We start from the raw sequence: 26,744 nt of genomic DNA on the forward strand, positions 1-26,744 counted from the left end.
GGTGCGGATGGGTGCGCTGGTCGATTCGAGGTGGTCATCGCGGGCCTACATGTGCGGAGGGGGTAGGAGTGAGAAGTCGTTGACGTTGTCTTCCCAGGTCGAGCGCCAGCCGCGATTCTGCGCGGCTGCTCGGAATCTGGGAATGCCGAAGTAGGCGAATGCGGCCGGGGCGTTCGGGACGAGACCGGTGATGAAGGTACGAACGACGCGTAGAGGTGTACGCCGGATGTCAGCGGTGGTCACGTCTCGCGTGAAGATCTGATGCCCGTGCGAGGCGAGCCGTTCGTAGATATCCGCCATCGTGGCCGTCGGCATTTCGTCGATGGCCCGAATCCCGAGTGCGGGGGCTGTGAAGCGTCGAGCGTGGCGGCGGGCCCTCGGATCGAGCCAGACCTGTACGTGAGCGCCGAGGTCGACGACATGCTCGAACTGTTCCCCGACATCGTCGAGGTAGCGCGCGTCGCTGCGGAAGTCCAGGTAGAGGCCGCGAGCCATGAGCCCCTGTTCGACTGCACGGAACACCCAGCCGTCGGCTGTGGTGCAACCTTGGGTGTAGACCCAGGTATGCACGGCTTCGAGGACGGCCTTGCGTGCGGCCCGGTCCGGATCGAGTGCAGCGGAGAACCCGGCGGCGTAGATCCCTCGTTTCATGTCGCGGAGGAGAGCGGCGACAGCGGGAGCGAACTCGGAAGGCATGGCGACGAGTGACACCTCGAAGTTGCCCCCGGTGAGATCGTCACGCAGGCCAGGAACACTGTCCGGGTCGATGCCGTATGTCGGCCCGTCGAGGTGCCACCAGACTTCCAGTGCGTCGCGTTCGATGACTTCGAGAACACCTCGGTCCCGGGCATCGTCGGCGCCTTGACCGGTAGCGATCCCTGCATAGTTCAGGTGATGCGTTCGCGGCAGGTGTCGGAATCTCGACTGCCGCCAGTTCAGGTAGATCAATGACGCCGGGATCCAGGCGTGTTCACCGTCCGTGCGTTGACACCGGGTCCACAGCGTGGGAGTGGTTTCCGTCAACGGTGCGTAGGGAAATCGCGATCGCTGGTACTGCCACGACGCAAATGTGGGGAGGTCGTCGAGTGGAAGTGGGGCGTTGTCGTCGGACAGCAGGTCTGCGTATGTAGCGATTCTGAACTGTTCGGTAGGGAGCTCGGCGGGAAGCCAGTTGCCGCAGTACCGTTCGACGCCCTCGGCGATCGCGGCGATCCGCGCAATGTCCGGGTCGTCGAATGACGTGCCGAGCGAGACGCGATCGGCGGGCCATTCCCCGAGCTGGCGAGCATCCGCTACCGACGCGGTCAGTCCCAGGTAGGCGGTGGGGGCGCCGTCGGGGTGTGGAACGGCGCGTACGGATCGGATGACACCGCACTCTGCGTCGACCAGTGACTCGACCGGCAGTGTAGGGAGCTCGTGGACGGTGAGGTCGCTGCTGTGTGAATTCTTGCCGCTGTCTCGGGGGTTCATGGGCGGTCCTTTCTGCTCATGCTGCCGTTCTGCTCTGCTGCCAGCTGCCGCTGTCCGGATCGAAAGCAGAAACGTAACGAGCGGGCTCGAGCCGGCCGAGCCGTGCAGCGAAGGGTGTGTGGGTGCGGAGCCAGCCGTCGATGATGCCCCCGATGCCTCCGCTGTTGTCGAGTTGTTCGCGCGTGTGGGGGTCAGTGAGGTCTGCGGCGAGACGATGCCCCCACGGGCCGGTCACGAGATGACTGTCGCTCGGCCAGGAAGCGGCCAGGCGGCGGGCATCGGCGTCGAAGAAGTCGTGTGCTCCGGTGACGACGAGCAATGGTGAGATCAGTTCTGCGTAGCGGGTGCGCACGCTGAGGTGCGTCGCAGTCCAGAGACGTTCCCAGCGCTCGAACACGGCTGCCGGCCAGGACCATTCGCGGGCGGCTGAGATCACGCCGATTTGTTCGGTTCGGCGAACGCGGGTGGCGAGCTCGTCAGGGGGCAGCGGCTTCCGCGATCGTGGGCCGATGCCGTGCTCGTGCCACCACGCGATGCGATGTTCGATCTGAGGGGCACCGTCGGGATTCCATGCCGTCTCTGCCAATCCCAGTGCCGGCACCAGCACGATGATCCCGTCGGGGGCTGAGTGCTCGTGCCGCATCGCGCCGTACGCGCCTTCGAGTGCTGCATGTGCAGCGTACGAGGCCCCGAATGCGATGAGCGGTAGACCCGGGAAGTGCGCGCGGAGCTGCGCGATGACCTCGGCGCCGTCGATGGTCTCATGCTGATACGGATCCCATTCGCCGGACGAAAGATACCGTCCGCGTACGTCCTGGATCAGGCAGTGGTATCCGCGGCCTGCCCAGGATCGGCCGGTCTCGGTGTGACGCCGGGCGTCGTACGGGGTGCGGAGCAGGACGATCCCGGCGGCGTCGTCGATCTCCCACAACAGGCCGCCGAGGCGGATGTCGTCCGAGGTCGTCATGGTGTGTAACCGGGGGAGTGGTGGCGGGGTCATGCCGTGGCCTGCGGTTGGTCGGGGAGGTATGGCGGTTCGTATCCGAGGATCGGATGTTCGGTCGTCCTGCCTGTGGCGGGGACGAGTTTCCAGAGTGTGTGGCGGTGGTGTGTCAGCGTCGGCGCTTGTTGCGCCCATGCAAGCGCGACGGTGAGGACTTTGCTCACTGTCATGGCGCGGGCGTAGGTGTCGGGCACCGTGGTGGCACCGGGTGCGTTGTGGATCCACTCGGTCATCGCAGTGGGTGTGAGGCTGGCGGCGATACGTCGCCGTAGCACGTGGTCGGCCGTTGCGTCGCCCGCAGCGAGTGTCAATGGGTCCACGAAACACACGTCGCCTTCTCGGTATGTGCGGAGCCAGGCGACGGACGGGCGACGTTGTGCGTCCAGCAGGCCCCAATGTTGGCGCTCGTTCGGCGAGTCCGCGTATGAGATCACCAGGCTCGGATCGTCGGCGCAGGTTTCGTCGCGGAGAATCGGATCTCTCGAGAGTTCTTGGGTGGTGGCGAAACGCGACGGTGTGGCTCCCCACGTGCGGAGCGCGTCGGCGGTGTCGTCGGCGATCGGTCCCGTTCCGGTAAGGATGACTGCACGTCGCGCTTCGGGCCAGCGTGCCTGCATGTCGGCGGTGTCGCGTTCGGCGACTTCCTCGTTCAGGCGCTGCACGTAGGTGCAGGCAGTCTTGGTCGCTGACGCCGGATCTTGCAGTGCGGGAAGAAGATCGGTCGGCGGGTTCTGGACCTGCAGGAGCGTGCCCGCGGTGGTGCGGAGCGTGACTGTGTTGTCCCTGGAGGCGATCAGATGGCCTGGAGCGCCAGGGAGCGCAACAACAGAAGAATTGGAGGACATCGGCAGCCTTTCGAACGAGCCCGGTCGAGCAGCCCCGGTGGCTGCTCGACCGGGCGTGTGCAGTGTGTGCTGCGAAGGTCAGTCGAACGGGTTCTCGACGAGTGCGTTCGAGTGCGTGGCCGACAGGTGGGCCAGCTGCTCGGTCTCTTCGATCTCGGCGAGGATCTGCTTGTCCATGGGACTTCTCCTTCGTGTGTTCTGTCGGCCGCACCGGATGGGGTGGCCGTGTCCGCGAGGCGAACGACCGGAGCATAATTGAAAACGATTGTCAGAATCAATAGCATGTGGACGCATGAGACCTTCGCAGCTCGTGCTCGTCGATTACCGCGCCGATCGCGTGTACGGCATCAGCGATACGACAGCGACGCTCCACGGGCCCGGGCGCGGGCACGCAGCGGAGCACGCAGGGGTTCTTTCCCTGGGGGGAACATCGGGAGGGCACGCCTTCGCCGATGATCTGCGCGGCGAACTCATTGTGGTGCGACAGGGCGTCGCAGCGACGGTTCCGGTCGCAACGCCTGTGGAACACATCGCAAGTGACCCGAGCGGACGATACGTAGTGGCAACTACAGGCTTCGGTGCCAATTCCGAGCCGTGGAGTGACGTCGTGACAGTCGTCGACCTCGATACGAATACATCCAGGCGGTTCCGCTCACGCATCGGCGAACCCGGCGCGGGCCTCGTCCGCGATCGAGCGACCGGTGAACCGTTCATCGTCCTCCGGCATCGCTCGCCAGGGGCGATTGAGGCGCTCGCGCTCGCGGCAGCGCTCAGGGTCGGTCCCCACGTTCCCGTCCTGCGCGGAGCGATGACCGAGGTCGCGGACGACGGGCATGGCGATGTCGCAGATGCGCGGACCGGAATCTTCGCCACCGCGACGAGCCGAGGTCTCGAGCGCTTCGCGGTGGAAGCGGGCGTTCCTGTGCCACTGGGGATCGTACCGTGGCCGGTACCCGGTCGTGCGTTCTACCTGCGCATGGACTCCGACGCAGGAAAAGCCCTAGGTGTTGTGCGCGGGGGCCCGGCGAACCCGACTGCATGGGCGGAATGGACGAACCACCTCGTCGAGATCGATCTCACCACCGGCCGAACCGCTCACGCATCACTGCCCCCGGGACTTGCCTTTCGCTTCGCGCTGGCACGCACCCGCGCTGCAGTCGCAACGATCCATCCGGACGGCGACCAACTTACGATCTTCGAACGGCAGAGACCGCAGCTACGCATTCACCGGCAGCTGTCACTGCCCGACATGAGTGCCCCTCCGACACCGGGACGCCTGCCCTGGGATCCGGTCGGTGACGCACCGGCGCAACGCAGGGCCGTCGCCCTTGCCCCCGCCGGTGACACTGTTGCCGTCACACGCGGCGGGGACGGCGAACTCCACCTGATCGCCGACCGATCGTTCGAGACCGTCACTGTTCCCACCCCCGTGGACGAGGGGGGCTTGCTGTTCTGGCCGGGAGGCCCTCACGACGGAATGGGCCGCTGAGTCGTGACCTCATCCTCTTTCCCGATCAACGATGCTCTCGATGCCGCGCTCGCACGTTGGGAACAGTACGGCCGCCCCGGCACACCTGACACGGGGTTCGTACTCAGCCGCTTGCCCGGCAGACGCACACGCGGAATCTACGTCGCCGGATCGGAGCAACCGATCTTCGAACCGGACGCGCACATCCTGGCGATGTCGCCGGCGCCTGACGGCCGCCGCATCGCCCTTCAGCTCGCGGAGCGGGCAGACGAAGACGGGGTTCTCGCCGTGCTCGATACCACCTCCGGAAATCTCCGCCACTACAACGACATCCATTGCCGCTACGAACCGATGCAATGGACTCCGGACGCCCGGTCGCTGGCAGTGGTTGCTCGTTCCCCTCAACGGCTCGTGCAGGTCGATGTCGTCCACGACGAAGTCACCGTCGAACCGGTCGCCGGTGATGCACGATGCAGACTCTTCTCTGCCGGCATCCACATGCTTCTCGCCGAGAGTCGACCAGCGAGCCCGACCCGATTGATCCGCCTCGACAACAGTGCGCGTCTCGGTTCCTTCCCATCGATCACGGGTGTATTCGGAATCAACGACGGCGACGTCCTCGTGTATGGGGGCAATGCATTGCACGTGCTCGACGCGCATTCGGGGGTGGAACGATGGCGATGGATGGACCCTGCGGTGCGGCTGACCGCCGTCACCGTCACCGGGGACACGGTTCATGCGAGCGCGGTTCGCGCCGGCGCCAGCGTGCTACTGCGACTCGCACACGGAACCGTGATCGACGAATGGCCCGTGAATAGCGGCGGGTCGGTCGCATCGATCACGGATCTGGGCGCCGACGGCGGCAGAACGTATGTCGTAATCGAAGCACCGGCAGTGCCTCCGCACGTGGTAACCGTCGACGAGCGCACCCGCGGCGGTGGCGCGGCGACGGTCGCCGGAGACTTCGAGACTGTGCGGCACGAGTTCGCGGCAGATGATGGGGAGACTTTGACGGTCGTCGTCACCTCTCCGAAAGGGCTCACCGGCCCGGCCCCGACCATTTTGACGTGTTACGGCGGCTTCGGAGTCCCTGACCTTCCCGTCTTCGAACCGACGATTCCCGCGTGGGTGGAGTCCGGGGGCAGATACGCGACAGCACACATCCGTGGCGGTGGGGAGCACGGTGAGCAGTGGCGTCGGGCCGGTTACGGCGCCGGGAAGCGGCGAGGGATCGATGACCTTGCCGACGCTGCTCGTGGTCTGGCCGGCGCAGACTTGACGAACCCCGAATTGCTCGTGCTCGCCGGTGCTTCTCACGGCGGAACCGTGGTGGCGAGTTGCGCTCTCGACCATCGCGGAATATGCACGGGCTTCGCCACCACGGCAGCACCTTTGGATCTGCTCTCCCTCGAGAAGCACCCGCTCGGCCGAATCTGGCTCGACGAGTTCGGTGATACGAGCAGTCCCGAAGGCACGCAGGAACTTCGTGCGATATCACCGCTGCACCGCGCGAAGATGATCGACCCGGAGCACAGGCTGCCGCGATTCCTCGGGATCGTGCTCGCCGAGGACTCGCGCGTGAATCCCGATGACAGCTATGCGTTGGCCTCAGTTCTCCGAGAAGCGGGAGCAGAAGCACTCGTGTGGGAAGCACCGCACGCCGGTCACGGCTCCAATCATCTCGACAGTCTGCACTCGATGGGTTCGGTGCTTCTCAGCTTCGCTGCACACACCACCCGACGCACCCGCTCTTCCGAAGGACGACACGCATGACACCGGATATTTCGACGGCTGCGGCAACGCCGCAACCGCCCGTTTCCCTCTCAGCTGCGGCCGGTCATGACACAGCCGCTGCCGCGCACGTCCCCCGCCGAAGGGGCGCGCTGGCGGTGCGGATCCTGGTGCCGTCGTTGTCGGTGCTCCTAGTGGTGATGCTTGTGTTGTCCGTGAGCGTGGGGACGATCGCGGTACCTGCGATGGACGCGGTGAAGATCCTTGTCGGACATCTGGTGCCGGGTATGCCGTGGATGACGGACGGCTCGCTGACGACGATGCAGGACAACGCAGTGTGGCAGTTCCGGCTTCCGCGTGCCGTTCTCGCGGCATTGACCGGTGCGTCGCTCGCGCTGGCGGGAGCGCTCATCCAGGCCGTGGCGCACAATGCGCTCGCCGAGCCGTACATCCTCGGAGTCTCGGCGGGTGCCGGCGTCGGGGCCGTGTCGTACATCGTGCTCGGCATCGGGATCGGTTCGCTCGGTATCGGGGCATCAGCGTTCATCGGGGCGGGGATCGCGACGGGTGCGGTGTACCTCCTGGCGTGCAAGGGCGGTCGAATCGCTCCACAACGGCTGATCTTGGCAGGGGTTGCTCTCGGATCGTTGTTCAGCGCAGTCACCAGCTACCTGACGATCTCAACCGATGCACAGAACGTGTACAGCATCATGTTCTTTCTGCTCGGCTCCGTCTCGGCGGCGACGATGCCACAGTTGCTCCTCCCGGTGATCGCGTTGATCGCGGTTGCGATCTTCGCCGCGACCCGTGCGCGTGCGCTCAACGCGTTGCTCGTCGGCGACGACGCGGCCACCTCACTCGGCATCAACGTCAACGGGTTGCGCGCCACGGTCCTCATCGCCGCCGCGCTTCTGACCGGCGCGGTGGTGGCAGTCTCCGGCGGCATCGGGTTCGTGGGCCTGGTCGTGCCGCACGTGGCCCGCATCATCGTCGGCTCCGATCACCGCAAGATGCTGCCGGTCGCAGTCCTGGGGGGAGCGGTGTTCCTCACGACCTGCGACCTGCTGGCACGCACGCTGGCCGCACCTGCGGAGGTCCCTCTCGGAGTGCTCACCGCACTGGTCGGCGCCCCGTTCTTCCTGTGGTTGTTGCGCCGCGACCGCGCCGACCGGCTGGGTATGAGCCGATGAGAGTCACCGTCGACCAACTGGGCGCGCGCCGAGGAGACCGGGACATCCTCCGCGACATCAGCTTCGAGGTCCCTTCCGGCACGGTTCTGGGCCTGCTCGGGCCGAACGGCAGCGGGAAATCGACTCTGCTGCGCGCCCTCTCCGGAATCGACATCCCATCAGCAGGGACGGTGCGCTACGACAATGCCTCGCTGGCCGCCCTCACCCGCCGCCAGCTCGCGCAGAGGGTGGCGGTGATGACGCAGGAGCACAGCGAAGAATTCGAGATCCCCGTCCTCGATCTTGTACTCCTCGGACGCATCCCGCACGGGGCGGGCTTCGGACGTGACTCGGACTCGGACATCGCGCTCGCGCTGGGCGCGCTTGCCCAGGTCGGCGCCGGTCACCTCGCATCTCGAGCGTTCTCGGAGCTGTCCGGCGGTGAGCGGCAGCGCGTGCTGTTTGCCCGGGCGCTCACACAGGACACGCCGGTGCTCATTCTCGACGAGCCGACGAATCACCTCGATATTGCCCATCAGCTCGAGCTGCTCGACCTTGTGCGCACGACCGAGCGCACAGTACTTGTCGCCCTCCACGACCTCAACCTCGCGGCTCGCAACTGCGACGCGATCGGTGTGCTCGCAGACGGAGGGCTCATCGCCTACGGAGCCCCCGACGAAGTGCTCGACGTCGACCTCATCCGTTCGGTCTTCCATGTCGAGTCCACCTCGGTCGTCCACCCGCGTACCGGACAACGGCACTTCGTCTTCGACGAGCGCGTACGCACCGCCGATGAAGCCGGTATCACCCTGAGAAAGGAAATCCCCATCCGATGAACTCTCTTTCCAGCAACCCGAGACCAGCGAGTAAAGGCCTGACCGCTGGTGTCGGTCTTCTCGTCCTCGCATCACTTCTGCTCACTGCCTGCGGCACGAGCGTGACATCCACCGGCAGTGGCATTTCCGAAGGCACGCGCGAGACGGTGACGTTCAGCAACTGCGGGCGCGAGCTCACCTTCGAGCAACCGCCCACTCGGGTCGTCGGCATGATGCCGTCCCAGACCGATCTGCTGCTGCGCCTCGGAGCCCAGGACACGCTCGTCGGCCAGGCCCAGGTCAGCACCTCAGAACTCCCTGACGACGTCGCCGGTCGTGCTGCCGACGTCCCTGTGCTCAGCACGGACACGCCTCCGGCTCGTGAGGACCTCCTGACGGTCTCACCGGATCTGGTGGTCTCGCCCACCGAGTACGAGTTCACCGCCGAGCAGGGCTACGCCAGCATCGAACAACTCTCCGAAAACGGCGCCCAGGCCTACGTTGCCACCGGCGGATGCGCGGACCGTCGCTCCAGCGCACAAGTCACCGACCTGTTCATCGACATCGCCAACCTCGGGCAGATCCTCGGAGTTGCCGACGCGGCCGATGCGCTCGCCGAGGGCGCGCAGAACCGCCTCGAGGCCGTCGAAGAGTCGATCAGAGGAGAAGAGCCTGTGACCGTGGCCCAGGTCTGGGTCGAGGGGAACGTTCTCGGTGCGATCGGTGCGGGCATCGAGTACGACATCATCCGCACCGCCGGCGGCGAGAACGTCTTCGACCCGGACGCCCCGGAGTTCGCGGACTTCTTCTCGGCCGAGATCAACCCTGAAGAGATCATCAGCCGCAACCCCGACGCCATTGTGTTCGGCACCACCAGCGACAAGCAGGAACAGCAGGTGCTCGAATACTTGCGCGCCACATTCCCGAACGTCACAGCGGTTCGGGACGGTCTGCTCATCGGCGTCCCACAGAGCGACTTCTATCCCGGCACCATCGGCAACGTCGAGGCGGTCGAAACCATCGCGGAGCGGCTCTACCCGGACGCCTTCCACAGTCAGAGGTAAGGACCTTGACATGACTGTTCAGTCTGCTCGGGAACCGAACGCAGTCGATCGAGCCGGTCTGCGGCGCGGCACCCGTGCGGGTGGGTGCGCCGAAGTCCGAAGCGGTGGCCGCGGGGTCGGCCGGTCTGTCGCTCCGAGCGGAGTGCCTTGACCTTCGACGAAGACATCCACCCCGAGTTCGTGGCCTTGACCGTAGCTACCGGTAAGCCTGGATGCACCGAACCGGCGGAGATAACCAGCGCGTCGTAAAAACGAAATGCCCTGTCGCAGTGGAAGAATTGAACTTCTCACAGAAACAATTCGGGCTCTACTGCTCTGAATGTGGATGAGCAGGTGTGTGATATGACGGGGCGGTGGTGCGGGTGTGATGCTGTCGGAGATCGGATGGGGCATCGCGCTGTGCCTGCTGATGCTTGTCAGGGCTGCTCGGATCAGAGGGGCGCGTCGTAGCTCATCGATGCGGTGGTGGGGAACGATCCGATATCCCACCGAGTCCGCGGAATGCCGAGATCCGAGCACCGGCTCCGTCCCAGCAGTAAACGGACGAGACAACATCGAAGGATGGATCCCATGGCACACGTACGACGTTTCGACCATGTCGGCCTCACCGTCTCCGACCTCGACGTTGCGACGGCGTTCTTCGCCGGCCTCGGCTTCGAGGTCGAAGGCACCGGCTCTGTGCAGGGCGACTTTCCTGCGACCGTCTGCGGACTCCCCGGCACGCACTGCGAGATCGTGATGCTCCGACCCCCGGACGGAGGGACCCGGCTCGAGCTTTCGCGCTTCATCGCGCCCGACCACCTCCCCGGTTCGCCGACGGCGATGCCGAACGAGCTCGGGATCCGCAATGTGTCGTTCGAGGTCGGCGACCTCCAAGTTGCCGTCGACGCTGTAGCCGAGCAGGGTTACGGGCTCGTCGGGGGTATCGGTGAATACGAGAACAGCGTGCGAATGGCGTACGTGCGGGGACCGGACGGCATCATCGTGTCGTTGTTCGAACAGCTCGGTTGACGCTCGCCCCCGCCGGCGGAGATCGGCATCGAACCTCTCGATGATCGGGCGACCGGCTCAGCTCGTCCCGGCGGCCCCCACTGCATCCAGTTCGGCGCGGAGAGAGGTCGATTCGGTTCTCAGCGTCAGATTTTCAGTCTGAAGCGTCTTCGTCTCGTCGCGCAAGGCGGTGATCTCGTCGCGCAGTGCCGACAGTTCGGCCCGCAGTTCGTCGCCGCGTGCTCGTGCCGCGGTCTCGGCTGCCTGGGCCGTCGCGGCGGTGATTCGCGATTCCTCGAGTCGGCTCCGTAGCTCGGAGGTGCGGTCGCGCTCGGTGGTGAGCTCGGTGTCGAGGCGCTCGCGGGTAGAGACCTCCCGGTCGAGTGCGGCCTGCAGGCGCGCGATCTCGGCTTGCAGGTCGGTGACCTCGACGGTCGCGCGCTCACGCTGGGCTGCTGCCTCGTCGAGTTCGCGTCGCTGCGCGGTGAGGGATTCGTCCTGCTGAACGATCGTCGCACGCAGGTCGCCGACTACCCCTGTGTGCTCGGCGGTCGCGGCCTCGAACTCGTCCTTCCACCGCTGCAGTGTTGCGGCGTGCTCGTCCTTGAGGCGCGTCAACTCGGCGTGATGCGCCTCGTCGAGTCGGCGCACCTGTTCGGTGTGTGCGGTACGAGCGTCGGCGAGTTCGGCGTCGACGGCGGCCACTGCCGCGTCGGCGTTGTCGCGGTCCTCGAGTGCCTGGGCGAGTTGTTCGCGTAGACGGACGATCTTCGCGTCGGCGTCGGCTTTGACCTTCGCGAGTTCGGCGGCGGACCGCGTCATCTGCGCCTCGAGGGCCTCGGCGTCGGTGAGCTTGTCGACCGCGGTGGTGATCCGTTCGGCGATCGCCGAGTACTGCTCGACGCTGTTGGTTGCGAGGGCGCGTAGGGCAGTGGTGGCGGCCGTGAGCGCGGAGACCGCATCGTCCGGGCTCTCGACGACCGCCGGGGCCGTGCCGGCGGCTTCTTTCTTGGCGCGTTCGCGTTCGCGATAGGCGCGCACACGGTCGGCTGCCGTGGCGTACTTCCGAGGGCGTCCCACCCGGGGTTTGCTCGAGTCCTCCTCGTCGGTGGTCGCTTCGGGAGTGGGGGAGTGTGCGTCGGTCATGGAGGTCCTCGTCGTGGCGCGTCGAAATCCCGGGTCGCAGGTATCGTACCGCATTTAGTTACGTAATTAAGCAATGGAACTGTAATGAAACGAAACGATATGGAACGCTGTGAACTGGGTAAAAACCACGCGATGTGGCTTTTCGTAACGAAGAGCGCAGTAGAGACAACTTGATCTCATCTGTGATCGAGTGTGCGTACTGATCGTCATAATCCCCACTTATGACGATCAGACACGCGCGCGGATCGAAAACTGTGCACCCCTCGGATCGGGGCCGGGAAGGTTGCCGAGGGAGGAGCGCCCCTCGGCTGTGGCGCCGGTCACCGAGTGCGCGGAGCAAGAATTGTCTACTGTCTGCCCCAGCCGGCGGATGCAATGAAAGCCATTGCAGCGCTAGGCAGTCTGCGCTCGCCCGAGCGTGCGTACCTGTACACCGAAGGAAGAGGTAATCGAATGGGCTCTGCAGCAACGTTCCTCGCGGATGTTCTCGTCGCCGTCATCACGCAGCTGATCGAGACCGGATCGTCGTCCGGATCCTGATCCGTCACCGCCGTGGTCGCTCTCCCGCTCGTCACACGGAGAGCGACCACAGGTGCAGGACAGAGAGGGTGCAGGGGTGAAAGACGTCGGAATCCTGGGCCACAGCTGGGAAGGTGCCTCGCTGTGCTGGCGTGAGGTCTGTCAGCACAGCAACCGTCTCGGGCACCCGGCACATCCGGACGTGACGATGGACTGCATCTCCTTCGAGCGCTGCATGCCCGCGTGGGAGCGCGGAGACTACGAAGCGGTGCGCGCCGTGCCGGCGACCAGCGTCGATCGACTGGCCCGGGCCGGCTGCGACTTCTTCGTGTGCCCGGACAACACCGCACACCTCGCGCTCGAAGCACCCGGCGAACCACTCGCAATTCCCGGGCTGCACCTGATCGACATCGTGGCCGACACAGCGCAGCGTGCCGGGCACCGACGCGTCGGCATCCTGGGAACGCGGTTCACCATGCAGGGCCCTCTGTATCCTCGCGAACTGGTGGCACGCGCGATCGAGGCCGTCATCCCGACCGACGACGACCAGGACCTGGTACACGCGACGATCTTCGACCAACTGGTGCACGGCGTCTTCAGGGACGAGACCCGGACGTCCTTCGTGGACCTCATCGGCAGACTCGCGGACTCTGGATGCGACGCGGTTGCGCTGGTGTGCACCGAGATCCCGCTGTTGGTCTCCCCGGCCGACTCGCCGTTACCGGTACTGGACTCGACACGACTGTCCGGACAGGCGGCCCTCGAGGTGGCACTCGGAACGCGCGACCTGCCGACCTGGCGCGGCGGACAATTCCGGTGATAACAGGCAGGTAGCCACGGCGGGTCGTAGCATCGAGCACATGGTCCTCTTCTACGAGATCGCGCTCGTGATCGCGTCGGTGCTCATCGCGTGGTTCGCGGTGTACGTGCTGTACCGCCTCGTCACCGACGAATCCACCAGCCGGCACTGACGGGTCGCCCGCCCGACCGGCCACATGCGGACATGTCGGCCACGCCGCCCCGGCTCAGCGAGCCCGGGGCGTGTGGGACGCCGGTGTCCAACCTTTTCGAGCACGTTCCGCGCGCTTTCCGGGGTGCGCGACGGTCGTAAAGGCAGACCATGACCGATAGTTCGTTCCGTCCCGAGCGCACCTACCGACCGAGCCGGTGGCGACACATCGAGAGCATCGTGATGAGCGCGCTCACTCGTGCGGGTTTGGTGCCGCACTCCTCTCTGCTGACCACTGCTGCCACCGACGTGGTCGAAGGGACTCCTCGGTAGTGAATTCGGGTAGCGCGCTACGCGTGTACCTGCTCCTGATGGTGAGCAGCATGGTCATCGGCGGCTCGATCCGAATCGCCGACGTCCACACCACCAGGGGCACGGCCATGGTTACGAAATACGAAGTTGCCGCAGGCGATACCCTGTCGAAGCTGGCTCAGAGGTTCTACGGCGACGCAACTCTTATCCCCGTCATCGCTGTCCCCAACGGCATCGCCGACCCGAACACGATCAGTGTGGGTCAGGAACTGCTCATCCCGTATATCACCCGCCGGCACACCGTCGCGTCCGGCGAAACACTGTCGGGGCTGGCTCAGCACTTCTACGATGACGGGACTTTCTTTCCGGTACTCGCAGCGGCCAACCACATCGGGGATCCGAACGTTGTCCGGGTAGGTCGATCGCTTCTCATTCCCGAACTCGGGGACGTCGGGCACACCGTGGTCGCAGGGGAGACGCTCTCGGAACGGGCACGTCGCTGGTACGGCGCGGCGCAGTTGCATCCGATCATTTCGTTCCCGAACCGCATCGCCGACCCCGACCACGTCGAGGTCGGACGCGTGCTGATCCGTCCGGGACTCAATCTCCGGCACACCGCCGTCGCCGGCGATACCCTGCGGGTCTTGGCGCAACACCACTACGGGAACGCGGAGATGTTCCCGATCGTTGCGGCTGCCGATCACATCGCCGATCCGAACAAGATCACCGTCGGGCAGGTGTTGTTCTTCCCGGACCTCACCGACTTCTGACGCGGGAGATCTTCCGGTCGGAGGTGGTGTCCGGCGCAGGTCACGGAGCGACGGGGTAGTGGCTTCGGACGGCGATGCGGTTCCACGCGTTCATGACGATCGTGAGCCACGTGATCGCGGAGACCTGCTCGTCGCTCAGTGATCCGTTGTCCCACTCGTGACCAGCGGGTTCCATGTGGTGAGTGACGTCTTCGGCGAGCGCGGCCCGCTCATGTTCGGTGAAGTACTGCGACTCCCACCATGCGGCAAGGACCGCGAGACGATCGGTGGTCTCGCCCTTGTCGAGCGCGTCGCGTGTGTGCATGCGCAGACAGAACGCGCATCCGGTGAGCTGCGACGTCCGGACCTTCACCAGTTCGGCCAGCTTCGCATCGAGTCCGGCTCGCGCGACGGCCTCCTCGACCTCCTCGTTCAGGGCCAATACGCTCTTGTAGGCGGCCGGGTGCTGCTTACCGAGGTTGACATGCGCCATCGTGAATGTCCTTCCGGCGAGCGATACCGGTCGGAACGACCGGCTGCTTCATTCTGTCAGCCACGTCCGGGCCGGTGGGGGTGGATTTTTGCATTGCGGCCAGAGGTCGGCCGGTCCCGGTCTGTCGAGTTCCGGGGATTCCTGCCACCGGTAGTCCATCTGTCGCGCGACCCGGCACGCCGGTTCGTGGTCGACGAGCGAGACCGGGTGCAGTGCCAGACCAGCAGGACGTCGAACGGCGGTGCGGCAGCGATCGAAACATCGGTGGGGACCCGCAGGCCACCGCGTGCGCCACCGTGTTCGCCGATTCGCGTAGTGCTCTACTCGCGAGTTGCCCGTAAAGCGACGCGAAAGTGGATGTCACGCACGGAGGGCACCATGATGACACCGTCACGCCGATACAGCGCCTTGTTCACGCTTTGCCTTGCAGTGGTTCTCGTTGGTGGGATGTCCACAATGCACGCAGCAGCACAGAGGAAGCCCGGAGTCGACGCGTGTTCGACCTGTTCGGGGCCCGACCGAGGAGAGACCGAGTCCGGTACCGAAGGAGGGACGTCGGGAGGTGATGGATCCGGTTCGAAGCGCGGTTCCGGTGGAACGGGTGGCGAAGTCGTCATTCCGCGGGCCCCGACTCTCACCCTCTCGCGGCCGCCCCCTCGACCTCCTACGTCGACGCCGCCGCAGTGGACTCCACCTTCATGGTGGCGGCCTTCTGTGCCGTCGTGGACACCAGAGGTGGCTCCATCCCCACCGCAGCGCCTCGAATCTCTGCAGCCGCGGTCGGAACAACCAGGAGCCACCACCGTCGAAGACACAGTTGCGCCGGCCGGTCCTACCACCCCAGAGGTCGAAGCAGGCCGGAGTCGAGCACCCGACGACAGCGCGCCACGCGCGGCCACCCGAATCCGAAGTTGGGTCCGCGCCGCTCGCTCCAAGGTCCGCACCACGATCTCGGAGCCGTCGGCGCCGCGGCCACCGGATCTGGTCGACCGGAACTTCCGGGTCGAGCGGCCCGACGCGCTCTATGTCGCCGACTTCACGTAATGGGAGGGTCGGACCCCGATCCGACACGAGGAAGCGACAGGCAGGTGGTCACTGAGATTTCACCGATCCGGGCGCAGGCTGTAGCAGTGAGCTGCTGGAAGGTGACCACTGCTGTTGACGACACGGACTGCGTGAGAGGTCTGAAAGGTAGACGGTGGTGGCCCTGCCAGTCGCCCCCGGGAACGTGATCGGCTTGTGAGATGCCGCGCCGCGAGCGCTGTCCATTAGGTCGCCGCACCACCTGGAGCTCCGCAAGGGTACGCCGAAACGAAAGGGGCCGCACATGGGGATCAACTGCGGGATCGACTGGGCCGAATCCCACCACGACGTTGCGCTCGCCGACGACACCGGACACATCGTCGCACGAGCACGAATCGACACCGGCGCAACTGGTTTCAACGACCTACTGCGCATGATCGCCGAGCACGGAGGCACCCCCGAAGGCACCCCGGTCGCCATCGAGACCGACAAGAATCTGCTCGTCGTCGCCCTCGCCGAGGCCGGGTTCACCATCTACCCGATCAACCCGCGTGCGGTGGCCCGCTACCGCGAACGCCACGGGCAGGCCGGCGGCAAGTCCGATCCCGGCGACGCCGCGGTCCTGGCGAACGTCCTGCGCACCGACCCGGACGTGCACCGGGTGCTCCCGGCGGTGAGCGAACACGGGCGGGCGGTCAAGGCCCTGGCCCGTCAGCATCAGGAGGCGATCTGGGCGCTGCACCAAACCATCAGCCGCCTCCGGTCGGTACTGCTCGAGTTCTACCCTGCTGCGCTGCAAGCATTCCCGAACCTGAAGCACCGTGCCGCGCTGACGGTGCTGACGGCGGCGCCCACCCTCGAGGCGGGGCAGAAACTGACCCGGCACCGACTGGAGTACCTGCTGCGCCGCTGCGGCCGCCGCAACGACCCCGGCCTGGTCGAGCAGATTCTCACCGACCTGAGGGCCCCGACGCTGCGGCAGCCGCCGCAGGTCGAGGCCTCCCTCGGCCATGCGGTCGCCGGGCTGCTCGGCATCGTCGACTCGATGCACCGGGCCGTCGACGACCTCGAGAAGGAACTGGGCCGCGTCTTCGACACGCACCCGCAGGCACCGATCCTGCGCTCGGTCCCGGCACTCGGGCCAATTCTCGCCGCCCGGGTTCTCGCCGAAATCGGCGACGACCAAACCCGATTCGTCACACCAGCCGGGCTGCGGGCGTTCGCAGGCACGGCGCCGATCACCCGCGCCTCCGGACGCTCGCACTACGTCAAGGCCCGCAAGGTCCGCAACAAGCTGCTCTGCGACGCCTGCCACTGGTGGGCGTTCGCGATGCTTACCAAGTCCGCCGGCGCCCGCGCCCACTACGACAAACGCCGAGCCGCCGGGGACCACCACAACGCCGCGCTGCGCAACCTCGCCAACAAGCTCCTCGGGCGCCTGTGGTGGTGCCTGCAGCACGGCGAGGCATGGGACGACCGGGCCGCCTGGCCCCAGGCTCACGACGGCCCGAATCCGGCCGCCGCTTGACAGCTGACCGGCGTGGGATGTCTACGTGCGGATGGTGCCGTGCTTCGCGTACACGGCGTTCGTGATCGATGCGTTCGCCGGCACGATCGTCGGTTGGGAGGTGTCGACGTCGAAGGAGACCGCGTTTGTGCAGCGGGCAGTGAATCAGGCCTGCATGCTGCACTCGATGCACGGCAATCCGTTGCGCGAGAGAACTATTCACCACTCAGATGCGGGCTCGCAGTATACGGCTTTTTGGTTCGGGGAAACCCTGTTCCTGCAAGGGATTCGGCCGTCGATAGGTTCGGTGGCCGATGCCTACGATGATGCTCTCGCAGAGACGACGATCGGGCTCTACAAGACCGAGTGCATCGCCGACGATTCCCCGTTCCGCGAGGGCCCGTTGCGCACCATCAGTGACGTCGAGGAGGCTGCCTTTGCGTGGGTGCACTGGTACAACACCGGCCGGCTTATGCATCGCCTCGGGCGGATCCCACCGGCCGAGTACGAAGCCAGGTACTACGCTGAACACCGTGCCGATCAACCGGTCGCACACAAATGACAGTGTGTGCATGAGACCCGGGATGGTTCATAGCAAGCCGTTATCCCGGGATAATGCTGGTGCTGTGAGAAGCCCGTGCCCACCAAAACGAGTCCGTGAACCCGCCGGGAGTGTGCCTTCCTATTTGTGACGTTGGGAGATAGTCCTGCTGCACAGCATCCGGACGAACACTGCGGCGAATCGTAGGTGGGCCGCGACATCGCATCCGCGCCAGGTGAGCGACCACACCGTCGTGGTGGTGCTGGGCGGCAGAGGGTTACCCCCGAATCGATCGGCCAGCCAAGCCATCGTCATCGGGGTGCCGAGGTAGAGCAGGGCGAGGTGCGTACTCAGACGATCGCGGACGTAGCGCACGTGTGCGCCGGCGCGCCGGTATCGCTCGACGTGGCGGTCCACGTCCTGGACGGCGATCAGTTCGTCGTTGACACCTTGAATGACCAGGACCGGCATCGAGGGCGCGTGCAGCCCGGGACGGATGTCGTCGAGGATGGCGCGCATCTCGGGCAGGTTCAGCAGGTCGGCGAAGCTGGACTCGCTGTAGCGGTCCAGGTTTTTGCCCGCAAATCGTGACAACAGTGCCAATGTGGTGCGTGAGGCGGCGTCGGCGAGGAGGGTATGGAATTCGGGTTTGGCGTGATTGGCCAGTAGTTGCTCGAGTTCTGGGTAGGCGCGCTGCAATGCCGCGACACAGACCGTGGAGAACCCGGACAGCAGTGAGCCGTTGAGCCGGACGAAGGTGGCCCCGGGATCACCGACGGGCGAGCCCGCGACCGCGCCGACGATATTGAGGTCGGGAGCATAGTGTGCGGCGACTTCTGCCGCCCACGCGGTCGCCAGCCCTCCGCCGGAATAGCCCCACAGGCCGACCTCGGTGGTGGGTGTCAAGCCCAGTGGTTCGAAGGCCAGTGCCGCGCGGGCGGCGTCGAGGGCGCGATAGCCGGGTTCGCGCGCGACCCCGAAATGCCCGCCCATGCCTCCGTGATCGGGGATCGAGACCGCCCAGCCTCGGGCCAGGGCTTCGGCGATGACCGGTAGTTCCAGTTGCGGAATCGCGCCAAGCGCTCGCGCGCCCCGGCGTAGGGCGTAGGAGGGGAAGCAGTTCGACCCGACACCGTCGATCGCGCATTGAAACGACACCAGCGGGCGGGCTATGGCCTCGGCGTCGGCCGGTAGCAGCACCGTGGTGACGGCGACTTCGGGGGTCCCGTGCAGATCGCTGGTGCGGTAGAGCAGTTGCCAGGCAGGGAACCGCTGAGCGATGACACCGAACAAGGCGATCTCGGTGACGCGTGTGCGCAGGATCGCGCCCGGCGGTCGGGCCGCAAGATCGGGGGGTGGGCAGTAGAACTCGTCGTTTTCCGGGCGGGTCGCTCGGGCGGCGGGATGGTCGGTGAGCGTCGGGGGCGCAGCATCGGAAACGCTGGGCGAGCTCATCCTGGTGGTCCTTTCGCGCGCCCATATGTCGGGGTACCGATACAGCAAAGGGGATAGTCGGCCGATCGACCGTATGCACACCCCAAACCTAGCAAGAACTGGTGGTGAGAAAAAATTGTCTTTCAACATAATTCGATCGTTTCGTTTGCACCCGCGGGGCAGGCTCGACGTCGGCATTGGCCGGGCACTGGGGGCCTCAACTCCGGAGGGCAGTGTTATCGCTGCTCGCAGCGCGTTGTGGTTCGAACACTGCGCCATCGAGGACTGGGGTGGAGAGTTGCGTGCGATCAGGGCCGCACGCAAGCGTCACACCCCGGTCGCACGAGTGCAGTTCAGCCCGGTCAGCGTGCCGATCCGGCGTAGCCGGTAGTCCACGGTGTTCGCGTGGACGCACATGGCCCGCGCGCTGAGTCGACGATTGAGATCGGTGCTGATGTGTACACGCAGAGTCTGCAAGAGTTCCGGGTGCTCGGGCTCGGGTCCAGCAGGGCGGCCAGGCTGTCACGGGTCGGGCCCGGCCGGGTGAGCTGGTATTCCAGGGCCAGATCCTCGAACGGGTAGAGCCCGGGGCTGCCATAAACCCAGCGAGCCACATCGAGCAGGTCGTGCGAGGTCTCCGCGACGGCGGGTATCGCCGCGGGGGTCGGCCCGGACCACCGACGCGGTCAGTGGCACCCGAGTCAGGAACGTGCACAGCCCCTCCTCGGCGTCCGCGATCGTGCCCGGGACCAAGATTGTGCCACCGAACTCGCTGAGCAAGGCCGGCACTTGATAACCGCACTGTCTCGCGGGCAACTCCTGCAAACGCGCCCATCGCCCGGGCACCGCGCGCGTCGGTGGCCGCGACCGCCAGGACGGTATAGCACTGTGTGAGGGGCACACCGTGTTCCAGCGATACCCGGTCAGGATGGCGGCCACCGAACAGAGCACGCGCCACTTCCCGCTGCTGTGCGGGGCCGGTGCTTGGCGCAACTTCCAGATACGCTCTGGCCATGGTCGCGTTCACCGCGTTCTGTGCCCCTATCAGCTGATCGATCTGATTGCGCCGCAGCGGCGGTGATTGGCGATCGTCGAGGTGGGTGTCCAGGTGGAGTCGGAAGCCTTCGCGCACGAGCCGGTGCACGGTCTCGATTGGCACCCCGACTCCGGCCCACCGCGCTGCGGCGCGGTGGATGCGTTCCATCCTGGCGCTCGGGGCCATCGCCTCGCCGGCCACCAGGTCCAGGCATCCGGCCACGACGGCGTTGATCTCCTCGCGGAGCGGATCCCCCGGCCCGCTGTGACGGCGGATCCGCTCGAGCAGTTGCCGCACGATGTTCTCGGTCTGTGCGGCCGCGCACAAACCCGCGGTCACGCTGGTGGTCATAGTTTGCCGCCACCGCCGATCAGCCACGGGTTGAAGGTGCACACCGGCGCTGTCGCGGCGGCCGGGTCCAGGGCGTTCAGAGCGATGCTCGCCGAGCGCGGCGAGTACATCATGGTGAGGTGGTCGGACAGGTCCTGTTCACACCCTTCTTGCAAGGTGATGTTCTGCACGGTGGCTCCGGTGCCGGCGCGCAGGAATGCCCAGTCGTAGGGGTTGGTGACCTCGTCCCAGCGCGAGGCCACCGCGGTGTAGTCGACCCCGGGCACCGTGTCGCCGCCCGCATTGAGGGTGGCGTAGAACGGCGAGCCGACGGCCTGCTGGATATTCGACATGCCCGCGATAGGTTCGACGAACCCGAGGATGTTGACCCCGAGGTTGTTGATGGTCCGGCCAAGGGTGGCGATGCCCATCAGCGTGGTGCCGTGGTGGGTGGCGCCGAAGGTGACGAGTTTGGAGACCCTTTCGGCGCCGCCGTTGAATTTCAGGTAGTGGTTGGCCACGGTGCCGCCCTGGGAGTGCCCGACGATGTCGACCTTGTCCACCCCGGTCGCGGTGCGTACACGGTCGACGAATTCGGCGACCTGTAGTGAGGACTCCTCCATCGGCCCGACACCGTAGCGGCCGGGCAGCATCGCCCCGACTCCACCGCCCTGCACGAGACCGGACTTGCCGAAGTTCAGCGCGTAGACGCAGTAACCGGCCCTGGCCAGTTGCGGGGACAGGAAAGAGAAGGTGTCGAAGGCGTTGAGCCAGGTGCCGTGCAGCAGCACTACCGGTCGCGGATGCTCAGGACTGGGTTTGCAGTCCCACTTGTTGGCCCCGGCCGGGGCGACATCGGGGTTGAGCAGCCCGTGGGCGAAGGCCGCCAGCGGCGCGCTCAGCTCCGGGCCCTGCCCGACGGGGGCCGCAGCGGTGCTGCTGCCCCACCCCGAGCCGCTACCGGAGCCACTGCTCGATCCGCTGCCCGAATCGACAATCGCCTTGGGTTGGCGGCCGTCGGGGGCCGGGGCAAGACCCTCGGAGAGGGTGTCGGCGAAGGCCGCCAGCTCGGCTTCTGCCGAGGGCGCCGTATCGGCGGTTCCCACTCCGGGACTCTGCGCCAGCGCTACGCACGAAATGATCGCGGCGCAGACCGTCCAGCGCAAGTGTCGCCTCGTTGCAAGCATTTATGTGTACTTCCCATCTACTCCTCGCAGCGCCACACCAGGTCATGTGGCTCGGCGCATAGTGCGGCTGTTGCGTGATCAAAGCCGCTGCGCTTTGGCGGTACAGCGAGTTTGTACCGGGTGGCCGATGCCGTCACTGCACGCACGAACGAACTACTGCAAGCGGTTCTTGTCGATGGAGACAAACCATCTCGCTGATCGTTCGCCGGGGTGTCCCTTTTCGATGTCGCGGGCCACAATCTCTGCATGTCCTCCGCTCCACCGCCGTTCGCCACCGACACCCTGCTGCTCACTCGTCTGCTGCCCCGATGGCCGCAGATAGCTGAACGGATACTCGCCGATGGACTGGGGGCCACACCACCAGCGGCGGATCTACCCGACGGACATTTCCGCCCCGAGGTACTGCCCTCCATCTACGCCTGCGGACGAGCGGTCCTGCAAGCCATCAGCGAGGGCCGCGCCCTGACCCGCGCCGAAGTCGCCGACTTCGTGGCCCCGGTCGCCGAACGTCACGCCGAGGACCGGTTCCCCTTGGCGAGCCTGATCGAAGCCATCCACAACTCGGCCCAGTCGGTGCTCGCCGAGGCCGCCACCCTCGCCGCACCCGAGGAGATCGACCAACTGGTGGCGATCGGATCCGGGCTGCTCGACCTGCTCAAGAACATCACCATCACCGTGACCGAGACTTACACCGAGGTCGGCCAGTCCATCCACAACGCCGACCGAGAAGCCCGCCGCGAACTGTGCTCGGCCCTGCTACGCGGGCGACCCGTCGAAGCGCTCGCCGCCCGCGCCGACACCCCGCTGACCGACTCCTACACCGTGCTGGCCATCCACGCCCGACCCGAAGACCCGAGCACCGCGACCGCAGACCTGCTGGCACGGCGACGGATCCGAATTCTGCACCACACCCTGGACACACTCAGCAACGGCACCGCGCTGGTCTCCTTCGACGGCTCCACCGGAGTCGCGCTGATCCCGGTGCACACCGACCCCGGGCATGGGCTGCGCACCGACTCCCTGAGCTCAATACTCACCGAGAAGCTCAGTGCGGTAATCTATCTCGCCGAATCGGTCGCGGTGCCGCGCACGCAGCTACCCGACGCCGCGGCTGAGGTCACCGAACTCGCCACCCTCGCACGCACCCTGGGCCGACCCCCCGGCGCGTATTGCCTCGATGACCTGCTGCTCGAGTACCAGCTCACCCGGCCCGGTGCGGCCCGCGACCGGCTCGCGGCCCGTATCGTGCCGCTGCTGGGGGCACCGCATCTGCTCGAAGCACTCGAAGCGCACCTGCGTTTCGGAGCCGACCGCAAAAGCGCCTCCGCACATCTGCACGTCCATCCCAATACCCTCAGCTACCGGCTGCGCAGGGTCGGCGACCTCACCGGAATCGACCCCGGCGAACCAAGCAACTCCCGCCTACTCGCTGCCGCCCTCACCATTAATCGCCTCTACACACCCACTGGGCCACCAGCGGCCTAGCCGCAATACCGTTCAGTTAGAGCATGTCTCTTATGGGCTAGGTCGTGTTTCATAAGCGCGGGGTGCGGAGCCACAGGTTGATGGCGGCGATGCAGACAGTGGCGGTATAGCGGACTGCGAGTTTGTCGTATCTCGTTGCGACGGCCCGGTTCTGCTTGAGCAGGTTGATGCCGCACTCGACGGCGTGCCGCTGCTTGTAGTGCTCGCGGTCGAATGCGGGCGGCCGGCCACCCGCCGACCCCTTCTTCTTCTGGTTGGCGACCTGCTCGGACTTGACCGGGATCGTCGCCCGAATGCCCCGCTCGCGGAGGTACTCGCGGTTGGCGGCACTGCTGTACGCCTTGTCCGCCAGCACCGCGTCGGGGCGACATCGCGGCCTTCCCACCCCGAGCCTCGGCACCCGAATCGCGTCGAGAACAGCCTCGAACTGCGGACTGTCACCACGCTGACCTGCGGTGACAAGGATCGACAGCGGTTTGCGGCCCCGCTCGCACGCCAGATGGGTTTTCGTGGTCCAGCCGCCACGCGAGCGCCCCAACGCGTGATCGGCGGGTTCAGCCTCGATCCCGCCGGGCGGCTCGACCTGCCCGGCACCGTCTCGGCGGGCGCCGGCTGCGTGCTGATGGGCGCGGGCGATGGTCGAGTCGACGCTGACATCCCACACGATCTCGCCGGCGGCGTCGGCGAGTGCCTGCAACCGGGTGTGGATCTGCGCCCACACCCCGGCGCGTTGCCAGCGGCGGAACAACCCGTAGACCGTCTGCCACGGCCCGTACCGGGCCGGCACGCCTCGCCACGGCGACCCGGTGCGGGTCCGCCACCGGATCCCGTCGATGAGCTGGCGTTTCGTCCATTTTGGTGGACGCCCCACCTTCTTCCCCCTCGGCAGCAGCGGAGCGAGCTGTGCCCACTGCGCGTCAGATAGATCAGCTCGCGCCCCTGGCCCGTTGTGCTGGGCGCGTGACGTCGATGGCCTCATCGCGGCCAGATTTGGCGACGCATAGCCCGCCGCTGTGGCGACCGCGCAGGCGCCCGGTGCTCAGCCCTACTTGTTCGTCACCAGGCTGGGGATTCGCCGGCGTCCCTCGGATACGCGCTGCCCGAGAAGCGCTCGCGGACCACGACGCCGTGACCGTCCACCTGCCGCGGCCTGTCGGACGGATCACGCTGTCCGAGCAGGAGGTCGACGCAACCGGCGACCGTTACTTCGCCACCCAGTTCAGCGATCTGCTCACGAGGCTCGACGAGAGCGCCACCGAGCCGATCAGTCATCGGCTGATGCTGTGCGGTGGATTGGCCTACGACCCGGGCGTGCCCGCAGCGGCTCGGGTGCACGGCCCGGTGAAGGTGATGGCGAATCCCCAGCACGTGCTGTGCCGCGGTGCCCTCACCTTCGCTGCTGCAGCGATCGACAGCACCGACGATCCGGGACCCCGCCCTATCACCGACACCGACGCGGAGGACGAACCCGCGCCCGGCGGAATCTCCAAACGCACCCTCGCACTCTTCGGTGGTGTCGGCGCGAGCGTGGTGGTCATCGCCGTCGCAGGCGGGCTGGCGCTGTCGGCAGCGATGACCGGCGCACCGGACTTTCGCGAGCAGGAGCTGCCGAACGTCGCCGCATCGGTCCTTCCGGCCAACCAGTCGATCCCCGGCATGAGCCTTCGGTCGTGGACGGACGGTGCTGATGCCACCAACGCGACCACCCGAAGCCTGTCCGCCGCCGATGCGCGATCGTTGGCGTGCGGTGGCACCCGGCCGGCGGCCGGCGCCGAGGCGGACGGGATGCGGTGGCAGTCCTCGCGGATCTTCGTCTCCGACGACACCACCGCCGATGCCGGGGCCGGCGCGAAGGCGACGTCCTGGGACAACTTCGACCCCTCCGCCACCACGAACGTGATCGTCACCGCAGCGATTGTCGGTCGCGACGACCGCGAATCGGTGTGGCAGGACATCAGCGCGAGCAACCAGCGCTGCCCGTCCACCAAGGACGACCTGGTGCGGACCATCGTTGTCATTCCCCAGACCGGACCCGACCCCGGACCGCCGAGCTACGCCCAGGAGATACCGGTGGCCTCGACGTCCCGAACCCCGACCACCCCACCGACGAGCACCACGCGGGCCCCGCAGGGGGGAGTGACCATGAGTACCCAACGGCAGGCTTGGCGCGGTCTCACCCCGGCGAGCGTGTCAGGGACCGGCACCGACATGCACGTCACCTGCGTCCTCGACATCGATGGCGTGGTCCTCAAACGCTCCTGCGCGACCGCCGAGGACTCCGGCACCGCAGACCATCTCGCGCAGCAGGCAGCAGTCGCATTCAATCCGGCCCCGGAGATCACGCGATGACCCCGCCTGACCACACCAAGGCGATGACCGCGGCCACCCGAGTCGATGTGCAGGTCGTCCAGCTCGCGCCGCCGGTGCTCGTCCGCCGCGCGATCGCGCACTACAACGCCCGCCTCGCGCCCGGCAAGCGTCCGGCCGAGACAACCTCGAGCGAAGCATTCCTCAAACGGCTGTGCGTGAATTGGCTGCGGCACATCGGATCGAACTACGACGCGCACCGCAACGGCGTCCGCAGCAGTGGCGGGCAACAGCTGTCCGACACTGCCGGCACCGTCATCAAGAAGCGGGTGCTCGTGGAGATTGCGCGGGCCTACCCCTGGCTGGCCGAGGAAGCCAGACGCCAGTACCTCGACCTCGACCGGCCGAACCGACGCTGACCCCCGGGTGGGAGGACGTCGCCCGTTGGCCCGCCCTCCCGCCCAAGGGGCGTGTTCTACTCGTGCACGAGGGCGCGCACCGCCGCGTGCTGCAGCTCGTCATGGATCGCGTACCAACGGTCCTCCACGGCAGGCCACGCCTGGTCGATCGCGTTGGCGATCTGTTCATCGGTCGCCGCGCGCAGCCGGGCACGCTCGACGTCGCTGAGGTGAGGATCCTCGGTGGCTTCGCTGCACACGACATCGGGCGGGAACACCGACAGTGCGAGCGACCGCGCCGGGGGTGGACACAGCAGCCCGGTCAACCTGCGGACCAACTCGTTGAAGTAGGCGACGGTGCCGTCGATCAGATCGAAGACAGTGAACTCCTCGCCCAGCGGCAATTGCCATACCGAGTCGATCCCGACATCGCCGATGCCGAAGCTATCGAGGAAAACCTGCATCGTCAGGCCGTTTCCTGTAGGGAACCCCTCACCGTCGCAGGTGAACTCGCCGTAGACGCTCACACGCGCCTCGGTGCTGGACTTCCACGCCGCGTACTCGGTGAGCGACTCGAGCAGCGACCGCAGATATGCCAGGCATGCGCGCTCGGCCTCGGCGTCGTGGAAGTCGAGGTTCGCGAACTGCTCGGCGAACGAGGAGTCGGGGTCATCGAGCAGCGCGTTGAGCACGCAACGCTCGTAGCTGATCGTCAACGGGGTCACGGGAAACCTCCCAGGTCGATGTGCGGTGACACCAGCGATCGTTCGGAG

The 26,744-nt window shown here is 66.4% G+C and carries 24 protein-coding genes and 1 pseudogene; 13 read left to right on the forward strand and 12 right to left on the reverse strand.

The genetic code is table 11. The features are described 5' to 3' along the window. Positions 1-45 precede the first annotated feature (45 nt). From BO226_RS08565 to BO226_RS28005, 5 genes are all read right to left on the reverse strand, one after another. Entirely contained in the window at positions 46-1,470 is a 1,425-nt protein-coding gene (locus tag BO226_RS08565; RefSeq protein WP_071934999.1) for a YcaO-like family protein, read from the reverse strand. 16 nt (positions 1,471-1,486) lie between these two features. Further along, positions 1,487-2,437, reverse strand: a complete 951-nt coding sequence (locus BO226_RS08570; protein WP_019289483.1) for a CocE/NonD family hydrolase — start codon at positions 2,435-2,437, stop codon at positions 1,487-1,489. Between the two features lie 29 nt (positions 2,438-2,466). Then, positions 2,467-3,318, reverse strand: a complete 852-nt coding sequence (locus BO226_RS08575) for a hypothetical protein (protein WP_071935001.1) — start codon at positions 3,316-3,318, stop codon at positions 2,467-2,469. 78 nt (positions 3,319-3,396) lie between these two features. Beyond that, the gene (gene amiA, locus BO226_RS28400) at positions 3,397-3,495 is read right to left on the reverse strand and encodes a streptamidine family RiPP (RefSeq protein WP_016691944.1); all 99 of its coding nucleotides are present in this window, start codon (positions 3,493-3,495) and stop codon (positions 3,397-3,399) included. Between the two features lie 475 nt (positions 3,496-3,970). Continuing rightward, positions 3,971-4,153, reverse strand: a complete 183-nt coding sequence (locus tag BO226_RS28005; RefSeq protein ID WP_019289485.1) for a hypothetical protein — start codon at positions 4,151-4,153, stop codon at positions 3,971-3,973. 414 nt (positions 4,154-4,567) lie between these two features. On the opposite strand from BO226_RS28005, the gene BO226_RS28010 reads away from it, so the two are divergent. From BO226_RS28010 to BO226_RS08605, 6 genes are all read left to right on the forward strand, one after another. Next, complete coding sequence (locus BO226_RS28010; protein ID WP_232238088.1) at positions 4,568-4,807, forward strand: hypothetical protein; 240 nt, start codon at positions 4,568-4,570, stop codon at positions 4,805-4,807. 3 nt (positions 4,808-4,810) lie between these two features. Next, entirely contained in the window at positions 4,811-6,559 is a 1,749-nt protein-coding gene (locus BO226_RS08585) for a prolyl oligopeptidase family serine peptidase (protein ID WP_019289487.1), read from the forward strand. Beyond that, on the forward strand, positions 6,556-7,707 hold the full coding sequence (locus BO226_RS08590; RefSeq protein WP_231780617.1) for a FecCD family ABC transporter permease: 1,152 nt from the start codon (positions 6,556-6,558) through the stop codon (positions 7,705-7,707). The genes BO226_RS08585 and BO226_RS08590 overlap by 4 nt, the downstream gene beginning before the upstream one ends. Then, a complete protein-coding gene (locus tag BO226_RS08595; protein WP_052040130.1) occupies positions 7,704-8,522 on the forward strand; it encodes an ABC transporter ATP-binding protein in 819 nt (272 codons plus the stop codon). The genes BO226_RS08590 and BO226_RS08595 overlap by 4 nt, the downstream gene beginning before the upstream one ends. Before the next feature lie 146 nt (positions 8,523-8,668). Beyond that, positions 8,669-9,565, forward strand: a complete 897-nt coding sequence (locus BO226_RS08600) for an ABC transporter substrate-binding protein (protein ID WP_230810866.1) — start codon at positions 8,669-8,671, stop codon at positions 9,563-9,565. A gap of 570 nt (positions 9,566-10,135) precedes the next feature. Then, the gene (locus BO226_RS08605; RefSeq protein ID WP_019289494.1) at positions 10,136-10,576 is read left to right on the forward strand and encodes a VOC family protein; all 441 of its coding nucleotides are present in this window, start codon (positions 10,136-10,138) and stop codon (positions 10,574-10,576) included. Between the two features lie 57 nt (positions 10,577-10,633). Here the strand turns inward: BO226_RS08605 and BO226_RS08610 are convergent, their stop codons facing one another. Beyond that, on the reverse strand, positions 10,634-11,701 hold the full coding sequence (locus BO226_RS08610) for a hypothetical protein (protein WP_071935003.1): 1,068 nt from the start codon (positions 11,699-11,701) through the stop codon (positions 10,634-10,636). Between the two features lie 616 nt (positions 11,702-12,317). Here BO226_RS08610 and BO226_RS08615 point away from each other — a divergent pair. Both BO226_RS08615 and BO226_RS08620 read left to right on the forward strand, forming a co-directional pair. Next, complete coding sequence (locus tag BO226_RS08615) at positions 12,318-13,040, forward strand: aspartate/glutamate racemase family protein (RefSeq protein WP_071935004.1); 723 nt, start codon at positions 12,318-12,320, stop codon at positions 13,038-13,040. Between the two features lie 461 nt (positions 13,041-13,501). Continuing rightward, positions 13,502-14,251 (forward strand): LysM peptidoglycan-binding domain-containing protein, encoded by a 750-nt coding sequence (locus tag BO226_RS08620; protein WP_232238089.1) that lies wholly within the window; start codon positions 13,502-13,504, stop codon positions 14,249-14,251. 40 nt (positions 14,252-14,291) lie between these two features. On the opposite strand, the gene BO226_RS08625 is transcribed toward BO226_RS08620, so the two are convergent. Next, positions 14,292-14,723, reverse strand: a complete 432-nt coding sequence (locus tag BO226_RS08625) for a carboxymuconolactone decarboxylase family protein (RefSeq protein WP_019289498.1) — start codon at positions 14,721-14,723, stop codon at positions 14,292-14,294. A 1,327-nt stretch (positions 14,724-16,050) separates the two neighbouring features. Here BO226_RS08625 and BO226_RS08635 point away from each other — a divergent pair. Both BO226_RS08635 and BO226_RS08640 read left to right on the forward strand, forming a co-directional pair. Then, positions 16,051-17,274 carry an IS110 family transposase gene (locus BO226_RS08635; RefSeq protein ID WP_071935006.1) on the forward strand — a complete coding sequence of 408 codons (1,224 nt, stop codon included), beginning with the start codon at positions 16,051-16,053 and terminating at the stop codon, positions 17,272-17,274. Positions 17,275-17,296: 22 nt separating this feature from the next. Next, positions 17,297-17,815: pseudogene (locus tag BO226_RS08640) on the forward strand (DDE-type integrase/transposase/recombinase); the annotation flags it as partial. Between the two features lie 120 nt (positions 17,816-17,935). Here the strand turns inward: BO226_RS08640 and BO226_RS08645 are convergent. From BO226_RS08645 to BO226_RS08655, 3 genes are all read right to left on the reverse strand, one after another. After that, complete coding sequence (locus BO226_RS08645) at positions 17,936-19,249, reverse strand: lipase family protein (RefSeq protein ID WP_071935007.1); 1,314 nt, start codon at positions 19,247-19,249, stop codon at positions 17,936-17,938. 306 nt (positions 19,250-19,555) lie between these two features. Then, positions 19,556-19,705, reverse strand: coding sequence for a helix-turn-helix domain-containing protein (locus tag BO226_RS28660; protein ID WP_083543602.1), 150 nt, complete (start codon positions 19,703-19,705; stop codon positions 19,556-19,558). A gap of 906 nt (positions 19,706-20,611) precedes the next feature. Further along, entirely contained in the window at positions 20,612-21,700 is a 1,089-nt protein-coding gene (locus BO226_RS08655; RefSeq protein ID WP_231913120.1) for an esterase/lipase family protein, read from the reverse strand. A 327-nt stretch (positions 21,701-22,027) separates the two neighbouring features. On the opposite strand from BO226_RS08655, the gene BO226_RS08660 reads away from it, so the two are divergent. Next, positions 22,028-23,266 (forward strand): PucR family transcriptional regulator, encoded by a 1,239-nt coding sequence (locus BO226_RS08660; protein WP_024102494.1) that lies wholly within the window; start codon positions 22,028-22,030, stop codon positions 23,264-23,266. Positions 23,267-23,315: 49 nt separating this feature from the next. Here the strand turns inward: BO226_RS08660 and BO226_RS08665 are convergent, their stop codons facing one another. Next, positions 23,316-24,245, reverse strand: coding sequence for an IS5 family transposase (locus tag BO226_RS08665; protein WP_071935008.1), 930 nt, complete (start codon positions 24,243-24,245; stop codon positions 23,316-23,318). A gap of 149 nt (positions 24,246-24,394) precedes the next feature. Between BO226_RS08665 and BO226_RS08670 the strand changes: the two genes are divergently transcribed. Then, the gene (locus BO226_RS08670) at positions 24,395-25,615 is read left to right on the forward strand and encodes a hypothetical protein (protein WP_071935009.1); all 1,221 of its coding nucleotides are present in this window, start codon (positions 24,395-24,397) and stop codon (positions 25,613-25,615) included. Further along, positions 25,612-25,992 carry a hypothetical protein gene (locus BO226_RS08675; RefSeq protein ID WP_071935010.1) on the forward strand — a complete coding sequence of 127 codons (381 nt, stop codon included), beginning with the start codon at positions 25,612-25,614 and terminating at the stop codon, positions 25,990-25,992. Before BO226_RS08670 ends, BO226_RS08675 begins: the two co-directional genes overlap by 4 nt. A gap of 56 nt (positions 25,993-26,048) precedes the next feature. Here the strand turns inward: BO226_RS08675 and BO226_RS08680 are convergent, their stop codons facing one another. Next, entirely contained in the window at positions 26,049-26,696 is a 648-nt protein-coding gene (locus BO226_RS08680; RefSeq protein WP_071935011.1) for a hypothetical protein, read from the reverse strand. Positions 26,697-26,744 lie beyond the last annotated feature (48 nt).

Origin of the sequence: Rhodococcus sp. 2G (assembly GCF_001886355.1) — a bacterium.
Taxonomy (GTDB): Bacteria; Actinomycetota; Actinomycetes; order Mycobacteriales; family Mycobacteriaceae; genus Rhodococcus; species Rhodococcus pyridinivorans.